Below are 18,065 nucleotides of genomic sequence, written 5' to 3' on the forward strand. Positions count from 1 at the left end.
CCGGGCGGGGCTACCGCTCCATCGGCTCGATCATCGCGGCCAGGACCGTGTGCAGGTCCTCGCCCGGTGCCGGGCGCAGGGCGGACGCCAGGCGGTCGGCCCGGTAGTGCCAGCGGTGGTCGAGGTCGCGGTGGACCTCGTCGCCGAAGCTCACGGCACTGTCGCTGCCGAGCAGGGCCACCAGTTCGGCGGTCAGGTCGGACCAGGACACATGGCCGCTGACCGCGTTGGCCACACCGTGCACGGGCGCCTCGACGCAGGAGGCCACGGCGCGGGCCAGGGCCGCCGCGTGCACCCAGGGCGCCCCGTACCAGTCGTGGCCGCGCGCGCCGGGCGCGGGCAGTGTGATGGGGCTGCCGGAGAGGGCCGCCTGGTAGAGCAACCCCGTTGCCCCCCAGCGCAGTTGGTCGCGCAGACGGTCGTGGGCCCCCCACACGATCGGTGAGCGCACCGCGCTCGCGCCGCCGCGGCCTTCGGTGCCTGCCGCGTTCAACAGGAGCCGCTCGCAGTCGAGTTTGGCCTGCCCGTACGGACTGACCGGGGCCTGCGAGGCCGACTCCTCGGCCACCTGCGGGCCCGCCGGGTGCCCGTAGGCGTCCACGCTGCTCACGAAGACGAAGGGGCCGCCGCGCCAGGCCTCGACCATGGCCCGCATCGCGGCCACGTCCACCTCGGGCCGGGTGAAGGTGCACGCGGCGTGGATCACCGCGTCCGCCCCCTCGACGGCCCGGCGCAGACTGTCCAGGTCGCCGAGGTCGCCCTCGATGACCTCGACGCCGTCGCCGCCGACCAGGTGCGCCGACTCGGGGCGGGCGAGCGCGAGCACCGGCCGTCCCCGCGCGGCCAGTTCCCGCAGGACGAACGCGCCGACGCCTCCCGTACCGCCGGTCACCAGGACCGTGCCCTCGCGGGTCCGGCGCGGTCGCGCCGAGCGGGCCGGGGCGGCGGCGACCGCGGTCGCCCGCTCCGCGGCGCGCGCGTCGAGCAGGTCCGCGACGGCCCGGGGCGTGCGGGTCTGCATGATGTCGAGGCCGACCAGGGGCAGGGTGAGCGCGGAGCGCAGGCGTTCGGCGAGCTGCACGGCGGCCAGCGAGTGCCCGCCGAGGGCGAAGAAGTCGTCGTCGGGGCCCGGCCGTTGGCCGAGCAGCCCCGCGAAGGCCTCCGTGACCGGCTCGATGTGAGGGCTGTGCGGCGCGGGACGCGGCGGGGCCGCGGGGAGGCGGGCGTGGTCCACGGAGCCGTCGGCCGCGCGGGGCATCGCGTCGAGCAGGACGACCGCGGCCGGGACGAGTTCGCGGGCCAGGACGCGGCGCAGCTGGGCGCGGAGCTGGACGGGCGAGGGTCCTCCGGTGCGGCCGAGGACCGCGTAGGCGAGCAGGGGGCCGCCCGCGGCGTCCGGCACATGAGCGTCCGCCACGTCGGGATGGGCCAGCAGGCGGGCCTGCGCCGGGTGGCAGGTGTGCGGCTGCGGCCGGGCGAGCCGGCCGGGCAGCCCGGAGAGCCGGAGTGCGGGGTCGGCCGCGACGGCGCCGAGGAGTTCGGCGAAGGAGGACGCGAGGGACCGGCCCGTCTCCTCGTCCAGGGCGGACCGGCCGAACTGGACGAGGCTCTGCGGCGTGTCCGTGTCGAGCAGCCCGAAGGTGAGGTCGAACTTGGCCTCGCCCACACCCACTTCCACCGGCTCCGCCTCAAGTCCCGGCAGTCGCAGTGCGGTTGGCAGGCCCACCACGTCCGAAGTGACGCGGACGAGCGCGGTGCCGTCGTCGCCCCGGGCGGACGCACCGAGCCGCTCCAGGATCAGGTCGAACGGCACCTCGCGGTGCTGCTGCGCCTCCAGCAGCGCGTCGCGCACGCGCTCGACCAGGGCCGAGAACGCGGGGTCGCCGGACAGGTCGACGCGCACCGGCAGGGTGTTGACGCACAGCCCCACCAGGCCGCGCATGGCCGGGCCCTCGCGGTGGGTGGCGGCGCAGCCGATGACGAGGTCCAGCTCGCCGGTGAGGCGGTGCAGGGCCGCGAACGCGGCGGCCAGGCCGACGGTGAACACGGTGGCGCGCTGCCCACGTCCCAGCTCGCGCAGGGCGGGCAGCACCTGGTCGCCGAGCGGGACGGTGTGGGTCGCCGCCGGGTGAGCGGCCGCGTCGGCGGGCGGGACGCTCGGCCGGGGCAGGCGGGGCGCGGTGGCGCCGGCGAGCCGCCGGGTCCAGTGGGCGAGACCGTCGTCGAGGCGGGCCGCGCCGGCGTGTTCTCGCCGGGCGAAGTCCGCGTACTGCGGGGGCTCGGGCAGGGTGTGGGGGCGGCCGTCGACGGTGGCCTCGTAGAGCTCGGCGAGTTCCTCTGCCACGGTCTCCAACGAGCCGCCGTCGATGGCGATGTGATGGAACGTCAGCAGAATGGTGTGGTCCTGCGGGCCGTGGCGCAGGACGAGCGCGCGCGGCAGGGTGCCCTCGGCGAGGTCGAAGGGGCGGCGGGCCTCCTCGGTGAGCAGGACCGCTCCGTCGTCCGGTGCGTCGGCGGTCTCGACCCGGATCCGCTCCGGGGCGGGCAGCGCCTCCTGGTACGGCTCCTCGCCGTCGCGGCCGTAGCGGGTGCGCAGTATCTCGTGGCGGCGTACCAGCTCGGTGAGCGCGGCCTCCAGCGCGGCGAGGTCGAGCGGGCCGCGCAGCCGGGTCGCGAACGGCACGCTGTACTGGGCGCCGCTCTGCCCCAGGCGTTCCATCAGCCACATGCGGCGCTGGGCGTGGGTGAGCGGGGCGGGTCCGTTGTCGCGGGGCGCGGCGGGTGCGGGGGCCGTGGCCCGGCCGGCGGCGCGGGCACGGGCGCGGCGCAGCAGCTCCTGCTGCAGGGCGGCGGAGGTGTCAGTGGCCATCGGTGTCCTCGGGCGCGTCGGGGTGCAGATCGGTGTGGGCGTCGAGCAGGGCGCGCTCGACGAGGGCGGCGTGTCCGGCCACCGTGGGAGCGGCGAAGAAGTCGGCGAGCGACAGTTCCACGCCGAGGTCTTCGCGCAGGTCCTCGGCGACGACCAGGGCGAGCAGGGAATGTCCGCCGAGGGCGAGGAAGTCGGCGTCGGGCCGGGTCACCTCGCAGCCGAGCGAGCGGCTCCACACCTCGGCGACGGCCGCCTGGAGCGGTGTGAGGGGCAGGGCCGCGCCGAGAGTTCCGTCCACCGTGGCGAGGTCGGCGAGGGCCCGGCGGTCGACCTTGCCGGAGGTGGTCAGCGGCAGCCGGTCGACCAGGGTCAGCTCGTCCGGCACCAGGTGGGCGGGCAGGACGGCGGCGAGGCGGGCGAGCAGGGATTCGGAGCGGGGCACCGGTCCCGGCGCGGCCACCACGAAGGCGGCCAGTCGGGCGTCCTCGGGGGTGGGGCGGCGCACGGTGACGGCCGCGTCGTCCACGTCGGGCTGCTCGCGCAGCGCGTGCTCGATCTCGCCGGGCTCGATGCGGAAGCCGCGCACCTTGACCTGGTCGTCGGTGCGGCCGTGGAAGTCGAGGACGCCGTCGGGGCGGGCACGGACGAGGTCGCCGGTGCGGTAGAGGCGGCCGAGCGCGGGGTGCTCCACGAACCGTTCGGCGGTCAGCTCGGGCCGCCCGGTGTAACCGCGGGCCAGGCGGCTGCCGCCGATCCACAGTTCGCCGCGGGCGCCCTCACCGACGGGCCGGCCGGCCTCGTCGAGGATGTGGGCCGTGGCGCCGGCGACGGGGCGGCCGATGGGCACCGGTCCGTCGCAGTCGGCGTCGGCGACGCGGTGGGCGGTGGCGAAGGTGGTGGTCTCGGTGGGGCCGTAGCCGTTGACGAGTTCCACCCAGGGGAAGGCGCGCAGCACCGCGCGGGCGTGCTGGGCGGCCATCGCCTCGCCGCCGACGACGACGGTGCGCAGCAGCGAGAAGACGCGGGAGCGGCGGGCGGCGAGCTGGTGGAAGAGGGCGGTGGTGAAGAAGGCGACGCTCACGCCGTGCCGCTCCACCTCCTTGGCCAGATCCTCGAAGGAGGGCCGTTCGGTGGTGCACACCGCGACGGCCGCGCCGTTGGCGAGCGCGGACCATGTCTCGAAGGTGGAGCCGTCGAACGTCGCCGGGGAGTGCAGCAGCACCCGGTCGCGGGCGGTGACCGTGACGTACGCGGGGTCGGTGACGAGTTCGGCGATGGCTCCGTGCGGGATCGCGACGCCCTTGGGACGCCCGGTGGAGCCGGAGGTGAACATGACGAACGCGGTCTCTTCGGGGCCGGGGCCCTCGCCCGGCAGGCCGTCTCCGGAAAGCTCCTCGTCGCCGGGCAGGGCGAGGACGGGCCCGGGCGGCGCGGCGGCTTCCAGGAGCTTGCGGTCGCCGACGGTGAGCGTGGCGCCGGAGTCTTCGAGCATGGCCGCGGTACGGGGGCGGGGGTGTGCCGGGTCGAGGGGGACGCAGGTGGCGCCGGCCCACCACAGGGCGAGCTGGGCCACGACGGTCCCGGCCGAGCGGGGCATGAGCAGGGCGACCGCGTCGCCGGGTCGCACGCCCCGGTCCTGGAGGTGGCGGGCTAGCCGGCGGGCGGCTGCGGCGAGTTGCGCGTACGTGAGGGTGGTGTCGCCGTCCGCCACCGCGAGGGCGTGCGGGGTGTCCTGGGCGTGCCGCGCCACCAGGGCGGGCAGGCCGGTGCGTGGCACGGTCACGGTCGCGTCCTTCGGGTCGTGGAGCGGGGGCAGCGGGGTCGTCATGTCAGGACCCCGCCGTGCGCGCCGCCGCACGGCGCTTGTCGAGTACGGCGGCGATGGCGCGCAGGTCGGGCTGGCGCAGCAGCTCGGGGGCGCGCAGCCGGACACCGCTCTCCTTCTCCAGGGCGGCCAGGAGGCGGGCCGCGAGGATGGAGGTGCCGCCGGCGTCGGTGAAGTTGTCGTCCAGGGTGGTTCCGGGGCGCCCGAGCAGATCTCGGACGGCGGTGAGCACCAGGATCTCGACGGCGGTGGCGTCGGCGGGCAGCTCGGCCGCGGCGGCGGACGGTGCCTGCCCGGTCTCGTCGAGCAGGGCCCGGCGGTCCACTTTGCCGTTGGCGTCCAGCGGGAAGGCGTCCACCATCCGCACCGTCGAGGGCACGGCCTGCTCGGGGAGCCAGGCGCGGACGGCGGCCAGAAGGGCGTCGGCCGCGGGCGCGGTGCCCGGGGCCGGCAGGACGTGGGCGACCAGGCGGGCGCGTCCCTCGGCGTCACGGGGTGCGGTGACGACGGCGCTGCGGACGTGCTCGTCGTGCTCGAACGCGGCCTCCACCTCGGCGGGTTCGATGCGCACGCCGCTGATCTTGACCTGGTCGTCGAGGCGGCCGAGGAATTCCAGGCGCCCGTCGGCGAGCATCCGCACGCGGTCGCCGGTGCGGTACATGCGGTCGGTGTCCGCGACCCCTTCGGGGGCGGCGGTGAAGCGGCGGGCGGTCAGCTCGGGGTCCAGGTAGCCGAGGGAGAGGCAGCTTCCGCCGATGCGCAGTTCGCCGTCCTCGCCGCGGGCCACGACGGCGCCGTCGGCGTCGGTGACGGCGACGGTCGCGCCCGCCATCGGGGTGCCGATGCACGGTGCGGCGGTGTCGTGGACGTCCGGGTCGTCCGGGCGCATGGCGTGGGTGGTGGTGACGACGGTGGCTTCAGCGGGACCGTAGGCGTTGTGGACGGTGGCGGTCACGTCGGGGCCGGGCCTGCGGCGCATCCGGTCGCCGCCCACCATGAGGTGACGGAGCTTCAGGTCCTGCGGCCAGGGCCGGTCGAGGAGCGGTTCGATCATGGGGGTGGCCGACACCGCGAGGGTGATCTCCGCGTCGCGCCACCAGGCGGTGAGCGCGGCCGGGTCCCAGCGGACGTCGTCGGGGGCCGGTACGAGGGCCGCGCCGGAGGTCAGGCCGGCCCACAGCTCCAGGAGGTGCGGGTCGAAGGCGACGCCGATGAGCAGGGACTGCCGGTCGCCGGGCGCGATCCCGGTCTCCGCGCGGTAGAAGTCGAGCAGGGCGGCGAGGGAGGGTTCGGCCACGGCGACCGCCTTGGGGCGACCGGTGGAGCCGGAGGTGAGGACGGCGTACAGCGCCTCGGGCGGCGCGGTCCGCGCACCGGTTGCCAGGGGCCCGAAGGCGGCCACGACCGAGGTGGCGGCGTTCACCCCCTCGACCGGTACCGTCAACTCGACCTGTTCGGCGCCTTCTTGGCGCTCCGGCAGTACGTCCGGGTCGCCGATGAGGCACACCACGGCGATGTCCTCGGTGACGGCCTGGATGCGGCGCTCCCCCGGGCGCGGGCCGAGCGGCAGGTAGACCGCGCCGAGCCGGGCGAGGGCGACCGCGGTGGCGGCCAGGGCGGCCGAGCGGTCCAGGCACACGCCGACGAGGTCACCGGGCCGCACCCGGCCCTCCAGGCCCTTCGCGATGACGTCGGCCGCTGCGTCGAGCTCGGCATAGCTCCAGCGGCACGCGCCGTCGATCACCGCGGGCGCCCCGGGTGTGGTGCGTACCCACCGCTCGTAGCGGGCGAGCACGCCGGTCGGCGCGGCCCCGGCCACCGGGGCGCCGCGCAGGACGCTCGGCGCGGGCTCCGCGGACGCGGTGGCCCGACGGTCCATCAACTGCTCGGTCATCAGGACTCCTTGGGCGTGGCGAGGGCGGTGGCGGCGGGTTCACCGGCGGCGCGGGCGGCGGGTTCGGCGGAGGCGGTGGTGGCGGTCCGTGCGAGGGCGCGCGCCTGGTCGGCGAGGACGGGGTGCTGGAAGAGCAGGCGCAGCGAGGGGCGCTCGCCCAGGCGCGGCTCCAGCCAGGCCGCCAGCTGCGCGGCGAGCAGCGAGTGGCCGCCGATGCGGAAGAAGTGGGAGCTCTCCTCGAAGCGGTCGTGCCCGAGCACCTCGCGCCAGCCCTCCGCGAGCAGCACGACGGCCGGGTCGTCCGAGCGTGCCGGATCCGCCGTCGGCCGCGCCTCCTGCACCGGGGCGGCGGGGGCCAGTTCGGCGGCGATGCGGGCCAGGGCCGTCCGGTCGGGCTTGCCGCCGGCCAGCGTCGGCATGGAGTCCAGGAGCACCCAGCGGCCGGGCACCAGGGCGCCGGGCAGGCGGGTGCCGAGCTCGGCGTGCAGCGCCTGCTCGTCCCACTCCTCGACCTCGTCGGCGCGCTCGCGGAACGCGACCAGGCGGGGGTCGCCGCCGGACGTGGCGTCGAGGACGACCGCGCAGGACCGGCCGCCGAGCGCGGCGGAGGCGGCGCTCTCGACCTCTTCGAGTTCGATGCGGTAGCCGCGCAGCTTGATCTGGTTGTCGCGGCGGCCGAGGAAGCGCAGCAGGCCGTCCTCGCCGCGGTATCCGAGGTCGCCGGTGAGGTAGGCGCGTTCACCGCCGAGCGCGGCCACGGAGACGAAGCGGGCCGCGGTGGCCTCGGGGTTGTTGAGGTACCCCTCGGCGAGCCCGGCACCTGCGATGGCCAGTTCACCGACCGCGCCGGCGGGCAGCGGACGCAGGCCCTCGTCCAGGACGTGGATCCGCTCGCCGGGCAGTTCGCGGCCCAGCGGGATCTCGGCGCCCTCGACCAGACTGTCCCGGGTGATCTCGTGGACGGTCGAGCTGATGGCCGCCTCGGTGACGCCGTACACGTTGAGGACGGAGAACGGGGTGCCGGCCCCGGCGTCGGTGGCGTCGAAGAACGTGCGCATCACGTCGGCCGGGATGCGTTCGCCGCCGAGGACGAGCAGACGCGGCGACCAGCGGCCGTCGCGCAGGACCGTCAGAAGGTCCTCGCGGGTGGCGAGGAAGTAGCTGGTGGGCAGGTTGGCCACGGTGACGCGGGCGGCGGCGAGGAGCTCGGCGAGTTCGGAGCCGGTCGGCACGTCCTGCTCGGGCACGACCAGGCAGGCGCCCGCGTGGAGCGAGGGAAGCACCTCTTCGAGGGACACGTCGAAGGACGGCTGGGCGAACAGGAGCACCCGGTCACCCGCCGCGAGGCCGAACCGCCGGGCGGTGCCGGTGAGGTGGCTCACCAGGGCATCGCGTCCGACCGCCACCGGCTTGGGTATGCCGGTCGAGCCTGAGGTGTGGATGATGTACGCGGCGCCGGGCACGGCCTCGCCCGGGCGGGCGGCGGGCAGCACGGCGGCGTCGACGGACGCGCTCGGCAGGCCCTCGGGCACGCGGACCGGGCTGTCCCCGGTGGTCAGGACGAGCGCGGGCGCCAGTCGGTCGAGGAGCAGCTCGACGCGGGCGGCCGGGTCGGACGGCGACAGCGGGCAGTACACCGCCCCGGTGCGCAGGCAGGCCAGGAGCGCCACCACCGAGTCGAGCCCGCGCGGCAGGACCGCGGCCACGGGGCGTCCGGCGGTGATCCCGGCGGCCGTCATGCGCCCGGCCAGCGAGGCGACCCGGGCGTCCAGGTCGCCGTAGGTGATCCGGCGGGCGCCGATCAGGACGGCGGGCAGGGACGGGTCCTGGGTGGCGGCGGGGTCGAGCGGGTCGCCCTCGGGCAGCGTGGGCAGGGGGGCCGGCCGCGGCGGGGCCTCGGGCGGGGCGAGTTCGGCGAGGACGGTCGCGGGCGCGTCGAGGTAGGCGCGCAGCAGGTCGAGGAAACGCTCGGCGAGGAGCTTCGCCACGTCCTCGCCGAACAGGTCGGCGTCGTAGTCCCAGACGAGCGTCATGCCGGCCGCGCCGTGGCGCAGGCTCACTCCGCGCCGGTCGTCGGGGAGCAGCACCACATCGAGGTCGAAGCGCGTGGTGCCGGTGTTGAAGCCCTCGAACAGCGTGATGTCGAGGCCGGGCACGTCGAGTTCGGGCAGGGGTGCGTCATGGGCGCTGAACATGACGCTGAACAGCGGGTTGTCGGCGCCCGATGTGTGCAGGCCCAGCGCCCGGGTCAGTTCCTGGACCGGCACCTCCTGATGCGGGAGCGCCCGGATGAGGGTGTCGGTGACCTCGTCCATGGCGTCCTCGGCCGGGGCGCCGGCGTCCAGGGCGAGGCGCAGCGGGATGGTGTTGACGAACATGCCGACCGCGTCTTCGTAGCCGCGCGGCCGGTTGCCCACGGCGGTGCCCACCACCATCTGGCTGCGTCCGCTGTGGCGTCGCAACAGTTCGGCGAAGAGGCCGAGGAGGGTGGCGAAGGGGGTGAGGCCCCGCTCGCGGGTGTGGGCGCGCAGCCGCTCCGCGAGGTCGGCGCCGATGGCCTGACGCAGCTGGCCGCCGTGGTGGCGGCGCCGGGCGCCGGGCCGGGTGAGGCCGGGAAGCGGCATGTCGAACGAGGCGTCGCGCAGGGTGTCGGACCAGTACGCGAGGCTTTCGCCCAGCTCGTCGGCGCGGACGTCCTCGGCGCGGGCGCGCACGTGCTCGGCGTATGAGCTGGGTGTGCCCAACTCGATCCCCTCGCCCAGGACTTGGGCCCGGTAGACGCTGAAGACGTCGCGCAGCAGAATCGCGAACGAGTGCCCGTCGTGGATCAGGTGGTGTTCCACGTGGATGAGCCGGTGCTGGTCCTCGGCGAGCTTGACGAGGGTCCAGCGGATCAGCGGCGCCTCGTAGGTGTCGAGGGGGGTCTCCGCCTCGGTGCGCAGGAGCTGCTCGAAGACGGTCTCGGGGTCGGCTTCCCAGGAGATGTCCACGGTGCGCAGCCGCGGCAGGCAGACGTCCGCGACGCGCTGGCCCGGCATCGAGCCCGCCACGGGCACGAGTTCGAGCCGGAGTCCGGTGTGCCGCGCCAGCGTGGCGGTGAGTCCGCTGCGCAGGGCGTCGACGTCGAGGGTGCCCCACAGGTCGAGCGAGGCGGTGAAGTTGTAGGCGCGGCTGCCGGGCTGCACTTCTTCGTGCAGCCAGACGATCTCCTGCGAGGAGGAGAGGGGGAGCATGGGCGATCCCTTGGGTTGTCGGGTCGGGAGTGCGGGGCGCGGTCGTGCGCGCGCACGGCGGCGCGTCGGCCGGTCCGCGGATCGCGCGGCCCGGCCCACGTCGGGGTTCAGGGGGTGTGCTCGCGCGGTACGTCCCGGCGCGGCGCGGGCGGGTCAGTGGGCCGGGGCCTCGACGGGCAGTGCGCCGCACAGGGCCGCGAAGGCGCCCTCGGCGGTGTCGTCGTCGAGGACCGTGCGGTCCCACACCATGCGCAGGTGGAGTTCGTCGCCCTGCGTGGCGGAGACGGCGAAGGGGGCGCGGACCTGGCGTCCCCCGATGTGCACTTCGCGCCCGGCGGCCGGGCCGAGCCGCAGCGGGGTGCGGTTGCGGGAGTCGTCCACGGTGAGCAGGCCGTCGAGCCGGCCCGACCAGCCGGCGCCGCCCGCGCGGGCGGCCCGCACCACTTCGTCGAACGGGGTGTCGGCCCGGTCCAGGTCGTCCCACCAGTCGGTGGCCGTGACCTCGGGGGCCGGACGGCACCGGGTGTCGGCGGGGAAGACCACGGTGTTGAGGAAGCAGCCGAGGACGCCATCGGCGCCGGCCGGGCGGCCGCCCCACGGATAGCCGACGGGCGAGAGCGCGCCGTCGCCGTGGAGGGCGGCGGCCGCGGCCCGGCAGGCGTCGAGCAGCGCCGGGAAGGGCACGCCTCCGGCGGGTGAGGGCAGTTTCAACTCGACCGCCCCGCTGGGGAGTTCGGTGCTCAACGTACGGTGGCCGGGCGGCGGCGCCTGGTCCTGCACGCCGCGCAGCCGCTCTGCCCAGTACGCGAGCGCCGCGGGCGAGGCGGCGCGGTCCTCGGCGTCGAGCTGGCGCAGCACCGCCTCGCGGTAGGCGGTGAGTTCGGCGGCCGCCTCGGCGGGCGCGAGGTCGCCGGGGGTCAGGCGGTCGCGGTAGGCGGCGCCGAGTTCCTCGACGATGCGGGCGAGGGACTGGCCGTCGCAGGCGGTGTGGTCGAGGACGACGGCGAGCAGTTCCTCGCCGTCCGGCGCGCCGTCCTCGGTGAGGAACATCCGCAGCGGCGGGCCCTGGGCCGCCCAGTCGGCGAGGGTGCGCCGCAGGGCGTCCTCGCCGCTCTCGCCGGGTGCGCGCCGCACGTGTTCCAGGGGGACGTCGGCCGGCCCGGGCACGAGGACCGGGGTGGCGCGGACGACGGCCGGCCGGGACCGCAGCACGGGATGGCGGGCCGCCAGGTGGTTGGCGGCGCCCCGCAGGCGTATCGGGTCGACGGTGCCGCGCGGGAACGCGAAGAACATCGGGACGATGTCGGCGCGGCCGGCGGGGCCCAGGGAACGTACGAGCAGGAAGCGCCGCTGGGCCCCGGTGACCGGCAGCGGCGCGGCTGCCGGGTCACCCGCGCCGAGGCGCTGGTAGCGGGCAAGATACTGGCCCGTGATGCTGGGGAGCACGTGGTCCTCTCTCGGGTCGGACATCTCGGCGTGGGGGGGCGGGCGTGAACAGGCGGTGCGACGGGGGGAGTTGGGGGGCGGGTCAGGCGATGGGGACGTTGTCGTCGTGGCCCGGCGCGGTGTCCCGCGGCGCGTCGCCCCCGGCGGGGGCGCTTTCGGGGAGGTCGCGCATGCGGCGCAGCGGCGAGAGCAGCAGCGGCAGGGGGACGACGAGGAAGCCGACGGCGCAGATCCACAGCGCGGTGCGCGCCCCGGACGCGTCGGCCACGGCCCCGCCGACGAGCGCGCCGAGGGGCAGGGTGCCCCACATGAGGAAGCGCAGGGTGGCGTTCATCCGGCCCAACAGGCGTGGCGGGCAGAGTGTTTGACGGAAGCTCACCTGGGCGACGTTGTAGACCACGGCGCCGAAGAAGACGACCGCCGAGGCGAGGGCGAAGAGAGCGGCGGCGGCGCCCGCGCCGGACAGCGGCCACAGCAGGGCGAAGGGGCCGGTGGCCAGCGAGGAGAGCCAGATGACGCGGGCCTGGCCGAAGCGCCGGGCGAGCCGGCCCGCGCAGAGGGCGCCGGCGAGTCCGCCGACGGCCGAGGCCGAGAGCATCGCGCCGACCGCGGCGGGCGGCAGGTCGAGCACCCGGACCAGGAAGACGGTCTGGGTGGCCATGAGCATGGCGGTGAAGAAGTTGCCGAGCCCCGTGGTGCCGGCGATGACGCGCAGCAGGGGATGACCGAGGACGAAGCGCAGCCCCTCCCCCACCTCCTTGCGCAAGGACGCTCCCGGTACCGGTTCGGGAGCGGGTTCGGGGCGGCGGATGGCCATGAGGAACAGCGCGGAGACGGCGTATCCGATGGCGTCGGCCACGATGGCCAGATGGGCGCCGACGAGCTGGACGAGGCCGCCACCGAGACCGGGGCCCGCCACCTGGGCGGACGAGCGCACCGTCTCCAGGGCCCCGTTGCCCGCCACCAGCTGCTCGCGGGGCAGGAGTTGGGGCAGATAGCTCTGGTGGGCCACGTCGAAGAAGACGGTGGCGATGCCGACGACCAGGGCGACGACATACAGCTGGATCATGCTGAGGACACCGGCCACCGCGGCGAGCGGAACGCTGGCCATGGCGAGGGAGCGCACGACATCGGCGCGGATCAGGAGCGGCAGTTTGCGCATCCGGTCGACCCACGCCCCGGCCGGCAGCCCGATGAGCAGGAAGGCGGCGGTTTCGGCCGCGGTGAGCAGTCCCACTTGGAAGGCGGGTGCCTCGAGTTCGAGCACCGCCACCAAGGGCAGGGCCACGAGCGTGACTTGGGCGCCTGCCTGCGCGGCCGCGGCTCCGGAGAGCAGCAGGCGGAATTCGCGCATACGGAGCAGACCACCGGAAGTGGCCTGGGACGAAGGGGACATGCACGAGACCTTCACCGCAGACCGATCAGGAGTCAAAGCAAACAGGACACTTTCGGTCGTTTCTTGTGCCATTCTGACAGTGGATCAAGAGAATCAACGGCCAGATCCGGGCAACCACCGTATGAATTGCAGGTGTTGACCCCAGTGGACAGAGGACTTCCACCCCGTGGGCCGAGACGTTTCAGGGGACAGTGAACCCTCGGACCCCAAGAATGCGGGTATGTCCGAAACTCACTGTCCCCACACGAACGGATACAACCTCGGGCCCCGCTCGGCCGTCGGGGCGGCGGGGGAGCCGGGCGGCGTCAGTCCGCGGCGGGACGCAGGTCCACCTGGCGCCGGTCCATGGCGATCACGGAGGGCAGGGGCAGACCGCTGCTCATGTCGAGCCGCACCAGGGAGGCCTGCACATCGGTGGGGCCGGGTGTCATCGGTCCGCCGTAGGCGAGCTTCCCGTGGTTGACCCAGGTGTGCTGGGCGCCGTCGCACTGGGCGGCGATGCCCTGCAGCCCCTGGCGGACGGTGGCGGAGCCCACCGAGCTCGACACCACGACGGGCCCGCGTCCGGACGCACCGGAACAGCGGTAGGTGCCGCTCACGGTGATGGTGCCGTCCCGGGACACCGTCCCGGCCGGATCGGCCGACACCGAACCTGAGGCGGCACAGGCCGGGCCTGCGGCCATCCCGAGCAGTGCTCCGGCGGCGGCAACGGCCCCGGCGGCGACAAGACGTACGCGCATCGGCAGTTCTCTCCTTACATCCGATGGGGAGTGGGGCGCGAGGCCGGTACGGTCTCCCCCGCCGGCGCTCGTGCCCAAGGAATACCGTGGGCGCGCCCGCCCGGCGGGGATTCCCCCCCGGGCGGCGGCGTGTCCGGCGGGCCCCGCACCTGGTGCGCGAGGGGCGTGGCGGCGCCGGGGCGGCGGACGGGGCGCCGGGTGCGCGGCCCCGCGAGGTGTGACCGAAAGAGGGTCCCCTCACCGGGCCTCATGGGCGGCGCGGGCCGGGCATGCTGGTGCCCCCGGCCGTTTCCCGCGTCGCCCTCGGGCGCCCGGACAGGATGGGAGCGTCATTTTGCGCACGGTAGGCGTGGAAGAGGAACTGCTCCTGGTCGACCCGGACTCCGGGCGCCCCTGCGCCCTGTCCTCGGAAGTACTGGCCCGTCTCGCCCGGTGCGCCGCCGCCGGAGGCGGGGCGCCGCACCAGACCTTCGCACGTGAACTCCAGCGCCAGCAGCTGGAGTTCGGCACCCGGCCACAGACGGACATGGACGAACTCGGCACGGAGATCGTGCGCTGGCGCCGGGAGGCGGCCCGGCACGCGGCCGAGGAGGGGGCGGCCGTCGCCGCGCTCGCCACCTCTCCCCTGCCCGTGCGCCCGGCCGTGAACGTGAGCCGCCGCTACCAGTGGATGGAGGAACAGTTCGGACTCACCACCCAGGAACAGCTCACCTGCGGTTGCCATGTGCATGTGTCGGTCGCATCGGACGAGGAAGGTGTCGCGGTCGTGGACCGGATCCAGCCGTGGCTGCCCGTACTGACCGCGCTCAGCGGCAACTCGCCCTACTGGCAGGGGAACGACACCCTCTACAGCAGTTATCGCAGCCGGGTGTGGGGGCGGTGGCCGATGTCCGGACCCACCGGTGTGTTCGGTTCGGCCGCGCGCTACCACGCGCAGGTCGACGACATGGTGACCAGCGGGGTGGTGCACGACCGGGGCATGATCTACTTCGACGCCCGGCTCTCGCACCGCTACCCCACCGTGGAGATCCGCGTCGCCGATGTGTGCCTCGACGCCACCACCACCCTGCTCGTGGCCTGTCTGGGGCGGGCCCTGGTGGAGACGGCGGCGCGGGACTGGCGCCGGGGCGAGCCACCCACGGGGCACGGGGTGCAGCTGTTGCGCCTCGCCGCGTGGCGGGCCGCGCGCTCGGGGCTCGACGGCGACCTGCTGCACCCGCGCACCATGCGGCCGGCCCCCGCGGCGACGGTCGTGCGGGCCCTGCTCGACCACACACACGAGGCACTCGACGACAGCGGGGACCTGCCCTGGGCCACCAAGACGACCGCCGAACTCCTCGCCCACGGCAACGGCGCCCTCGTCCAGCGCGCCCTGTTCGCCCGCACCGGGAGCCTCACCCATGTGGTCGCCGCATGTGTGCGACGCACCCTGGGCGAGCGCGAACTGCGGTGTGCGACACCGGAGTGACGGGTGCGGGGACATGGCCCGTCGGTCAGTCGGTGCCGATGCCTTCGACGATGCGGAAGTCGCGCTCGACACAGTCGGAGAGGACCACCAGCGCCTTCTGGTACGCCTCGCTCTCGTACGCCGCGACGGCCTCTTCGAAGCTGTCGAACTCGATGAGAATGACGCGCTCGGTGTTTCCGGCCTCATGGGCGACGACCCGGCTCCCACGGGACACGAGCCGCCCGCCCCCGGCCCGCACGGCCGGACCGGCCAGTTCGTCGTAGGCCGCCAGCCTCTCGGGGTCGGCAATGACGCGGTAGACGCTGACCCAGTAGCCTTTTCGCGCGGCCCTCACTCGCAGGTCCCGGTCGCGTCGGGGAGCAGGTCGGCGAAGCGGGGTGCGCCGGGTTCGTGCGGTATGCGCGTGGCCCGCGCGGCGAAGCTGACGGCGTGGTACCACCCGCACAGCAGCAGCAGATCGAGCAGCTGGAGCTCGTCGAAGACCGACGCCAGCCGTGCCCACAGCGCGTCGTCGATGTCGGAACGCTCGTGCAGCGCGTCGACGGCGAGGATGAGCAGCCGTTCCCGCTCGGACGTCCAGCACGTGTCGGCGGGGCCGCCGTGCACCAGGGATGCCGCCTGATCGCGGGTGAGTCCGACCCGTTCGGCGAACACCATCATGTGCACGCCCCACTCGTACTCGCAGCCGCACAGCGCACAGGTCCGGTCGATGACGATCTCGCGTTCCCGCATGGTCAGGGTGAGCTGTCGGCCCAGCTCGTAGCGTCCCCATTCATGAAGGGCGCCGGCCATCGGAAGGTTCCTGGCGAACATACGGAACAGCCCGATCGGTGGCTCGTCCCCGGGCATCATGCGCGCGAGCAGCGCGCCGGTCCGGTCGGCGTACGGCGGTTCCAGCAAGGCCAATCGCGACATCTGCGCTCCCGTTGCCAGTGCTTCGCTTTTCGCATCACTATGCTGCTTCGGGAAGCGAAGCGCAAGGAGAAGAGGGGAACATGGCAGGCGGCACACCACGGCCCGGCGTACCGGTTCGGGGGTCCACATCGGGGCGCCCGGTCATGGCCGCGTTCGATCTGCTGGGACGACGCTGGACGCTGCGCATCCTGTGGGAACTGGGTCAATCTCCGGGCGGTTTCCGGGAGTTGCAGCGCCGGTGCGAGCACATGTCCTCCAGTGTGCTCAGCACCCGGCTCGGTGAACTGATCGACACCCGTCTGCTCGTCCTGCGCGAGGACAGATATCACCTCAGCCGGCTCGGTGAGGATCTCATCGACGCCCTCCAGCCGCTGTTCGCGTGGAGCAGGCAGTGGGCGGAGGAAGCGGACGGGAGTGCGGCACAGGGGCCCGCGCGCCACGACGAGTAGCCCACCCATCGAGTCGAGCACTGCGACCGGGCCGCCAACCACCAACCACCCACAGGCTCAGGGCGGGACATCACTCGGCGTGCACACCGGGACGTCAACAGGTAACTCTCTCACCCTCAGCGGTCTCATCTACCGTCAAGTGGGTGCCCACGCACTGTGGAGGCGCGTAACATCCGGCAGCAATCACATACGCACACGCCCCGGAGGAACAACTCGTGCCGGACAGCACCACACTTCAGTCACAGTACGCCGCCCAGATCCAGAGCGACCTGGACGGCAACGTCGCCGAACGCGAACAGATCGCGAACCAGATCAGCGCGCTCCAGGACCAGTTGAGCGTCCTGGAGAACAACCACGCCCTGCTGGCCTCCATGCAGCAGGCGATCGGCACTCCCCGGGCCGAGGCCTCCGCACCCGCCAAGGGCAGGGGCCGGACGACGGCCGCCAAGAAGGCCGCCGAGGCCGCGGCCCCGCGGGTCCCCCAGGCGCGTACGGCGGCCAAGTCCGCGGCCCGCGCCCCGAAGAAGCAGGCGCAGCCGGCCGCGAAGACCAGGGCCAAGACGTCGGGCAACGCCCCCACCCTGCGCGACCTCGTGGCGGCCCACCTCGCGGCGAGCGGTGAACCGCGCTCGGCCGCCGAGATCACGACGGCCCTCACCGAGGCCCACCCGCAGCGCAGCATCGCGGGCACCGTGGTGCGCAACACCCTGGAGAACCTCGTCGCCAAGGGGCAGGCGCAGCGCACCCGGCAGAACCGATCCGTCTTCTACACGGCCCCCGAGGGCACCGACACCGCCGCGGCCAAGGCACCCGCGTCCGGCGACACCAAGAAGAAGGAGTCCGCGTCCGGCGACAGCAAGAAGGGGGAGCCCTCGGCGGCTCCTGTCACCACCGGCTGAGCCCGTCGCGGCGCCGGACGGACCGGCCCGCTCCGAGCCACCTGGCCCGGCGGTGACACCGGGGCCCCTGCCTCAGGCCACCGGGGTGCAGTCCGGGTGTCCCCAGCCTCCGTCGCGCTTCATGATGGGTGTGCCCGCGGCATAGGGCCGGCCACAGGGGCAGCGTCCGGGGAACTTCGCCTTGATGGTCCGCGGCGTGCCCGAGGACGCCGGCTTGGTGGCGGACGACGCCTTGCGCGCGGTGGCGGGCCTGGCACGCGTCGCGGTGGCGCGAGCCGGTGCCGGCACCGGCAACTCCTGGTCGCCCAGGGCGGTGCCGGCGGCCCGCTGGGTGGTGGCCGCGTCGCTCGCGGCCTGGTCGGCGATCGCGTTCAGCGGGTCGCCGTCCACCTGGTGCGCGGGCACATGGACGAACTCCACGTCCCGTCCGGTGAGCAACTCATCGATGCGCTCGACGAGTTCACGGTTGGCGACCGGCTTGCCCGCCGAGGTCTTCCAGCCGTTGCGCTTCCAGCCCGGGAGCCACTGGGTGACCGCCTTCATGGCGTACTGGGAGTCCATCCGCACCTGCATGCGCGTCCCGGGGTCGACGGCTTCCAGGAGGCGCTCCAGGGCGGTGAGCTCGCCGACATTGTTGGTCGCGGTGCCGAGCGGCCCCGCCCCCCAGCGCTCGGGCCGCCCGTCGGGCCCGGCGATGACCCAGCCCCATCCCGCGGGACCCGGATTGCCCTTGGACGCGCCGTCACAGGCGGCAACAACAACACGATCAGACATCGCGCCATCATCCCATCGCCGCCCGCTCATCAAAAATCCCCTCCGGGCCCCGTACGCCCACGAGTCGATCCTCTGCCGCCGGTGAAGATGCGAGGAGGGGCACATCGGTTGCCTTGCCGCCGGCTCCGCCTACCGGATGCGGACGGGCGGCCCGCTC

General features: G+C 74.4%; 13 protein-coding genes. 3 read left to right on the forward strand and 10 right to left on the reverse strand.

Going from position 1 to position 18,065, the window contains the following annotated elements:
• Positions 1-10: 10 nt before the first annotated feature.
• The 7 genes from ACGF3I_RS02650 to ACGF3I_RS02680 form a co-directional block, all read right to left on the reverse strand.
• Positions 11-2,869: a condensation domain-containing protein gene (locus ACGF3I_RS02650; protein WP_393128669.1), complete on the reverse strand. Its 2,859-nt coding sequence runs from the start codon at positions 2,867-2,869 to the stop codon at positions 11-13.
• Complete coding sequence (locus ACGF3I_RS02655; protein WP_393128670.1) at positions 2,859-4,697, reverse strand: amino acid adenylation domain-containing protein; 1,839 nt, start codon at positions 4,695-4,697, stop codon at positions 2,859-2,861. The genes ACGF3I_RS02650 and ACGF3I_RS02655 overlap by 11 nt, the downstream gene beginning before the upstream one ends.
• Before the next feature lies 1 nt (position 4,698).
• Positions 4,699-6,588 (reverse strand): non-ribosomal peptide synthetase, encoded by a 1,890-nt coding sequence (locus ACGF3I_RS02660; protein WP_393128671.1) that lies wholly within the window; start codon positions 6,586-6,588, stop codon positions 4,699-4,701.
• A complete protein-coding gene (locus ACGF3I_RS02665) occupies positions 6,588-9,821 on the reverse strand; it encodes an amino acid adenylation domain-containing protein (protein ID WP_393128672.1) in 3,234 nt (1,077 codons plus the stop codon). Before ACGF3I_RS02665 ends, ACGF3I_RS02660 begins: the two co-directional genes overlap by 1 nt.
• A gap of 153 nt (positions 9,822-9,974) precedes the next feature.
• Positions 9,975-11,267, reverse strand: coding sequence for a non-ribosomal peptide synthetase (locus ACGF3I_RS02670; RefSeq protein ID WP_393128673.1), 1,293 nt, complete (start codon positions 11,265-11,267; stop codon positions 9,975-9,977).
• Positions 11,268-11,349: 82 nt separating this feature from the next.
• Positions 11,350-12,663: an MFS transporter gene (locus tag ACGF3I_RS02675; protein WP_393128674.1), complete on the reverse strand. Its 1,314-nt coding sequence runs from the start codon at positions 12,661-12,663 to the stop codon at positions 11,350-11,352.
• 305 nt (positions 12,664-12,968) lie between these two features.
• A complete protein-coding gene (locus ACGF3I_RS02680; RefSeq protein ID WP_393128675.1) occupies positions 12,969-13,403 on the reverse strand; it encodes a DUF6299 family protein in 435 nt (144 codons plus the stop codon).
• A gap of 334 nt (positions 13,404-13,737) precedes the next feature.
• Between ACGF3I_RS02680 and ACGF3I_RS02685 the strand changes: the two genes are divergently transcribed.
• On the forward strand, positions 13,738-14,871 hold the full coding sequence (locus ACGF3I_RS02685) for a glutamate--cysteine ligase (RefSeq protein ID WP_393128676.1): 1,134 nt from the start codon (positions 13,738-13,740) through the stop codon (positions 14,869-14,871).
• A gap of 25 nt (positions 14,872-14,896) precedes the next feature.
• Here ACGF3I_RS02685 and ACGF3I_RS02690 read toward each other — a convergent pair whose 3' ends face one another.
• Together ACGF3I_RS02690 and ACGF3I_RS02695 are read right to left on the reverse strand one after the other, a co-directional pair.
• Complete coding sequence (locus tag ACGF3I_RS02690) at positions 14,897-15,205, reverse strand: DUF1330 domain-containing protein (RefSeq protein ID WP_393128677.1); 309 nt, start codon at positions 15,203-15,205, stop codon at positions 14,897-14,899.
• Complete coding sequence (locus ACGF3I_RS02695) at positions 15,202-15,786, reverse strand: carboxymuconolactone decarboxylase family protein (RefSeq protein WP_393128678.1); 585 nt, start codon at positions 15,784-15,786, stop codon at positions 15,202-15,204. The genes ACGF3I_RS02690 and ACGF3I_RS02695 overlap by 4 nt, the downstream gene beginning before the upstream one ends.
• Before the next feature lie 80 nt (positions 15,787-15,866).
• Here ACGF3I_RS02695 and ACGF3I_RS02700 point away from each other — a divergent pair, with 80 nt between their 5' ends.
• Positions 15,867-16,235 carry a winged helix-turn-helix transcriptional regulator gene (locus ACGF3I_RS02700; protein WP_393128679.1) on the forward strand — a complete coding sequence of 123 codons (369 nt, stop codon included), beginning with the start codon at positions 15,867-15,869 and terminating at the stop codon, positions 16,233-16,235.
• A gap of 215 nt (positions 16,236-16,450) precedes the next feature.
• Entirely contained in the window at positions 16,451-17,134 is a 684-nt protein-coding gene (locus ACGF3I_RS02705; RefSeq protein WP_393128680.1) for a hypothetical protein, read from the forward strand.
• 72 nt (positions 17,135-17,206) lie between these two features.
• Here ACGF3I_RS02705 and ACGF3I_RS02710 read toward each other — a convergent pair whose 3' ends face one another.
• Positions 17,207-17,908: a ribonuclease H gene (locus ACGF3I_RS02710; protein WP_393128681.1), complete on the reverse strand. Its 702-nt coding sequence runs from the start codon at positions 17,906-17,908 to the stop codon at positions 17,207-17,209.
• Positions 17,909-18,065: the final 157 nt, after the last annotated feature.

It is taken from the genome of Streptomyces sp. NPDC048111, assembly GCF_043202815.1.
In the GTDB taxonomy this organism is placed as follows: Bacteria; Actinomycetota; Actinomycetes; order Streptomycetales; family Streptomycetaceae; genus Streptomyces.

Bases quoted from the DNA above. Each gene is read 5' to 3' on its own strand.
- ACGF3I_RS02650 (WP_393128669.1), bottom strand. From the start codon at position 2,869: ATGGCCACTGACACCTCCGCCGCCCTGCAGCAGGAGCTGCTGCGCCGC.
- ACGF3I_RS02655 (WP_393128670.1), bottom strand. From the start codon at position 4,697: ATGACGACCCCGCTGCCCCCGCTCCACGACCCGAAGGACGCGACCGTG.
- ACGF3I_RS02660 (WP_393128671.1), bottom strand. From the start codon at position 6,588: ATGACCGAGCAGTTGATGGACCGTCGGGCCACCGCGTCCGCGGAGCCC.
- ACGF3I_RS02665 (WP_393128672.1), bottom strand. From the start codon at position 9,821: ATGCTCCCCCTCTCCTCCTCGCAGGAGATCGTCTGGCTGCACGAAGAA.
- ACGF3I_RS02675 (WP_393128674.1), bottom strand. From the start codon at position 12,663: ATGTCCCCTTCGTCCCAGGCCACTTCCGGTGGTCTGCTCCGTATGCGC.
- ACGF3I_RS02680 (WP_393128675.1), bottom strand. From the start codon at position 13,403: ATGCGCGTACGTCTTGTCGCCGCCGGGGCCGTTGCCGCCGCCGGAGCA.
- ACGF3I_RS02695 (WP_393128678.1), bottom strand. From the start codon at position 15,786: ATGTCGCGATTGGCCTTGCTGGAACCGCCGTACGCCGACCGGACCGGC.
- ACGF3I_RS02700 (WP_393128679.1), top strand. From the start codon at position 15,867: ATGGCAGGCGGCACACCACGGCCCGGCGTACCGGTTCGGGGGTCCACA.
- ACGF3I_RS02710 (WP_393128681.1), bottom strand. From the start codon at position 17,908: ATGTCTGATCGTGTTGTTGTTGCCGCCTGTGACGGCGCGTCCAAGGGC.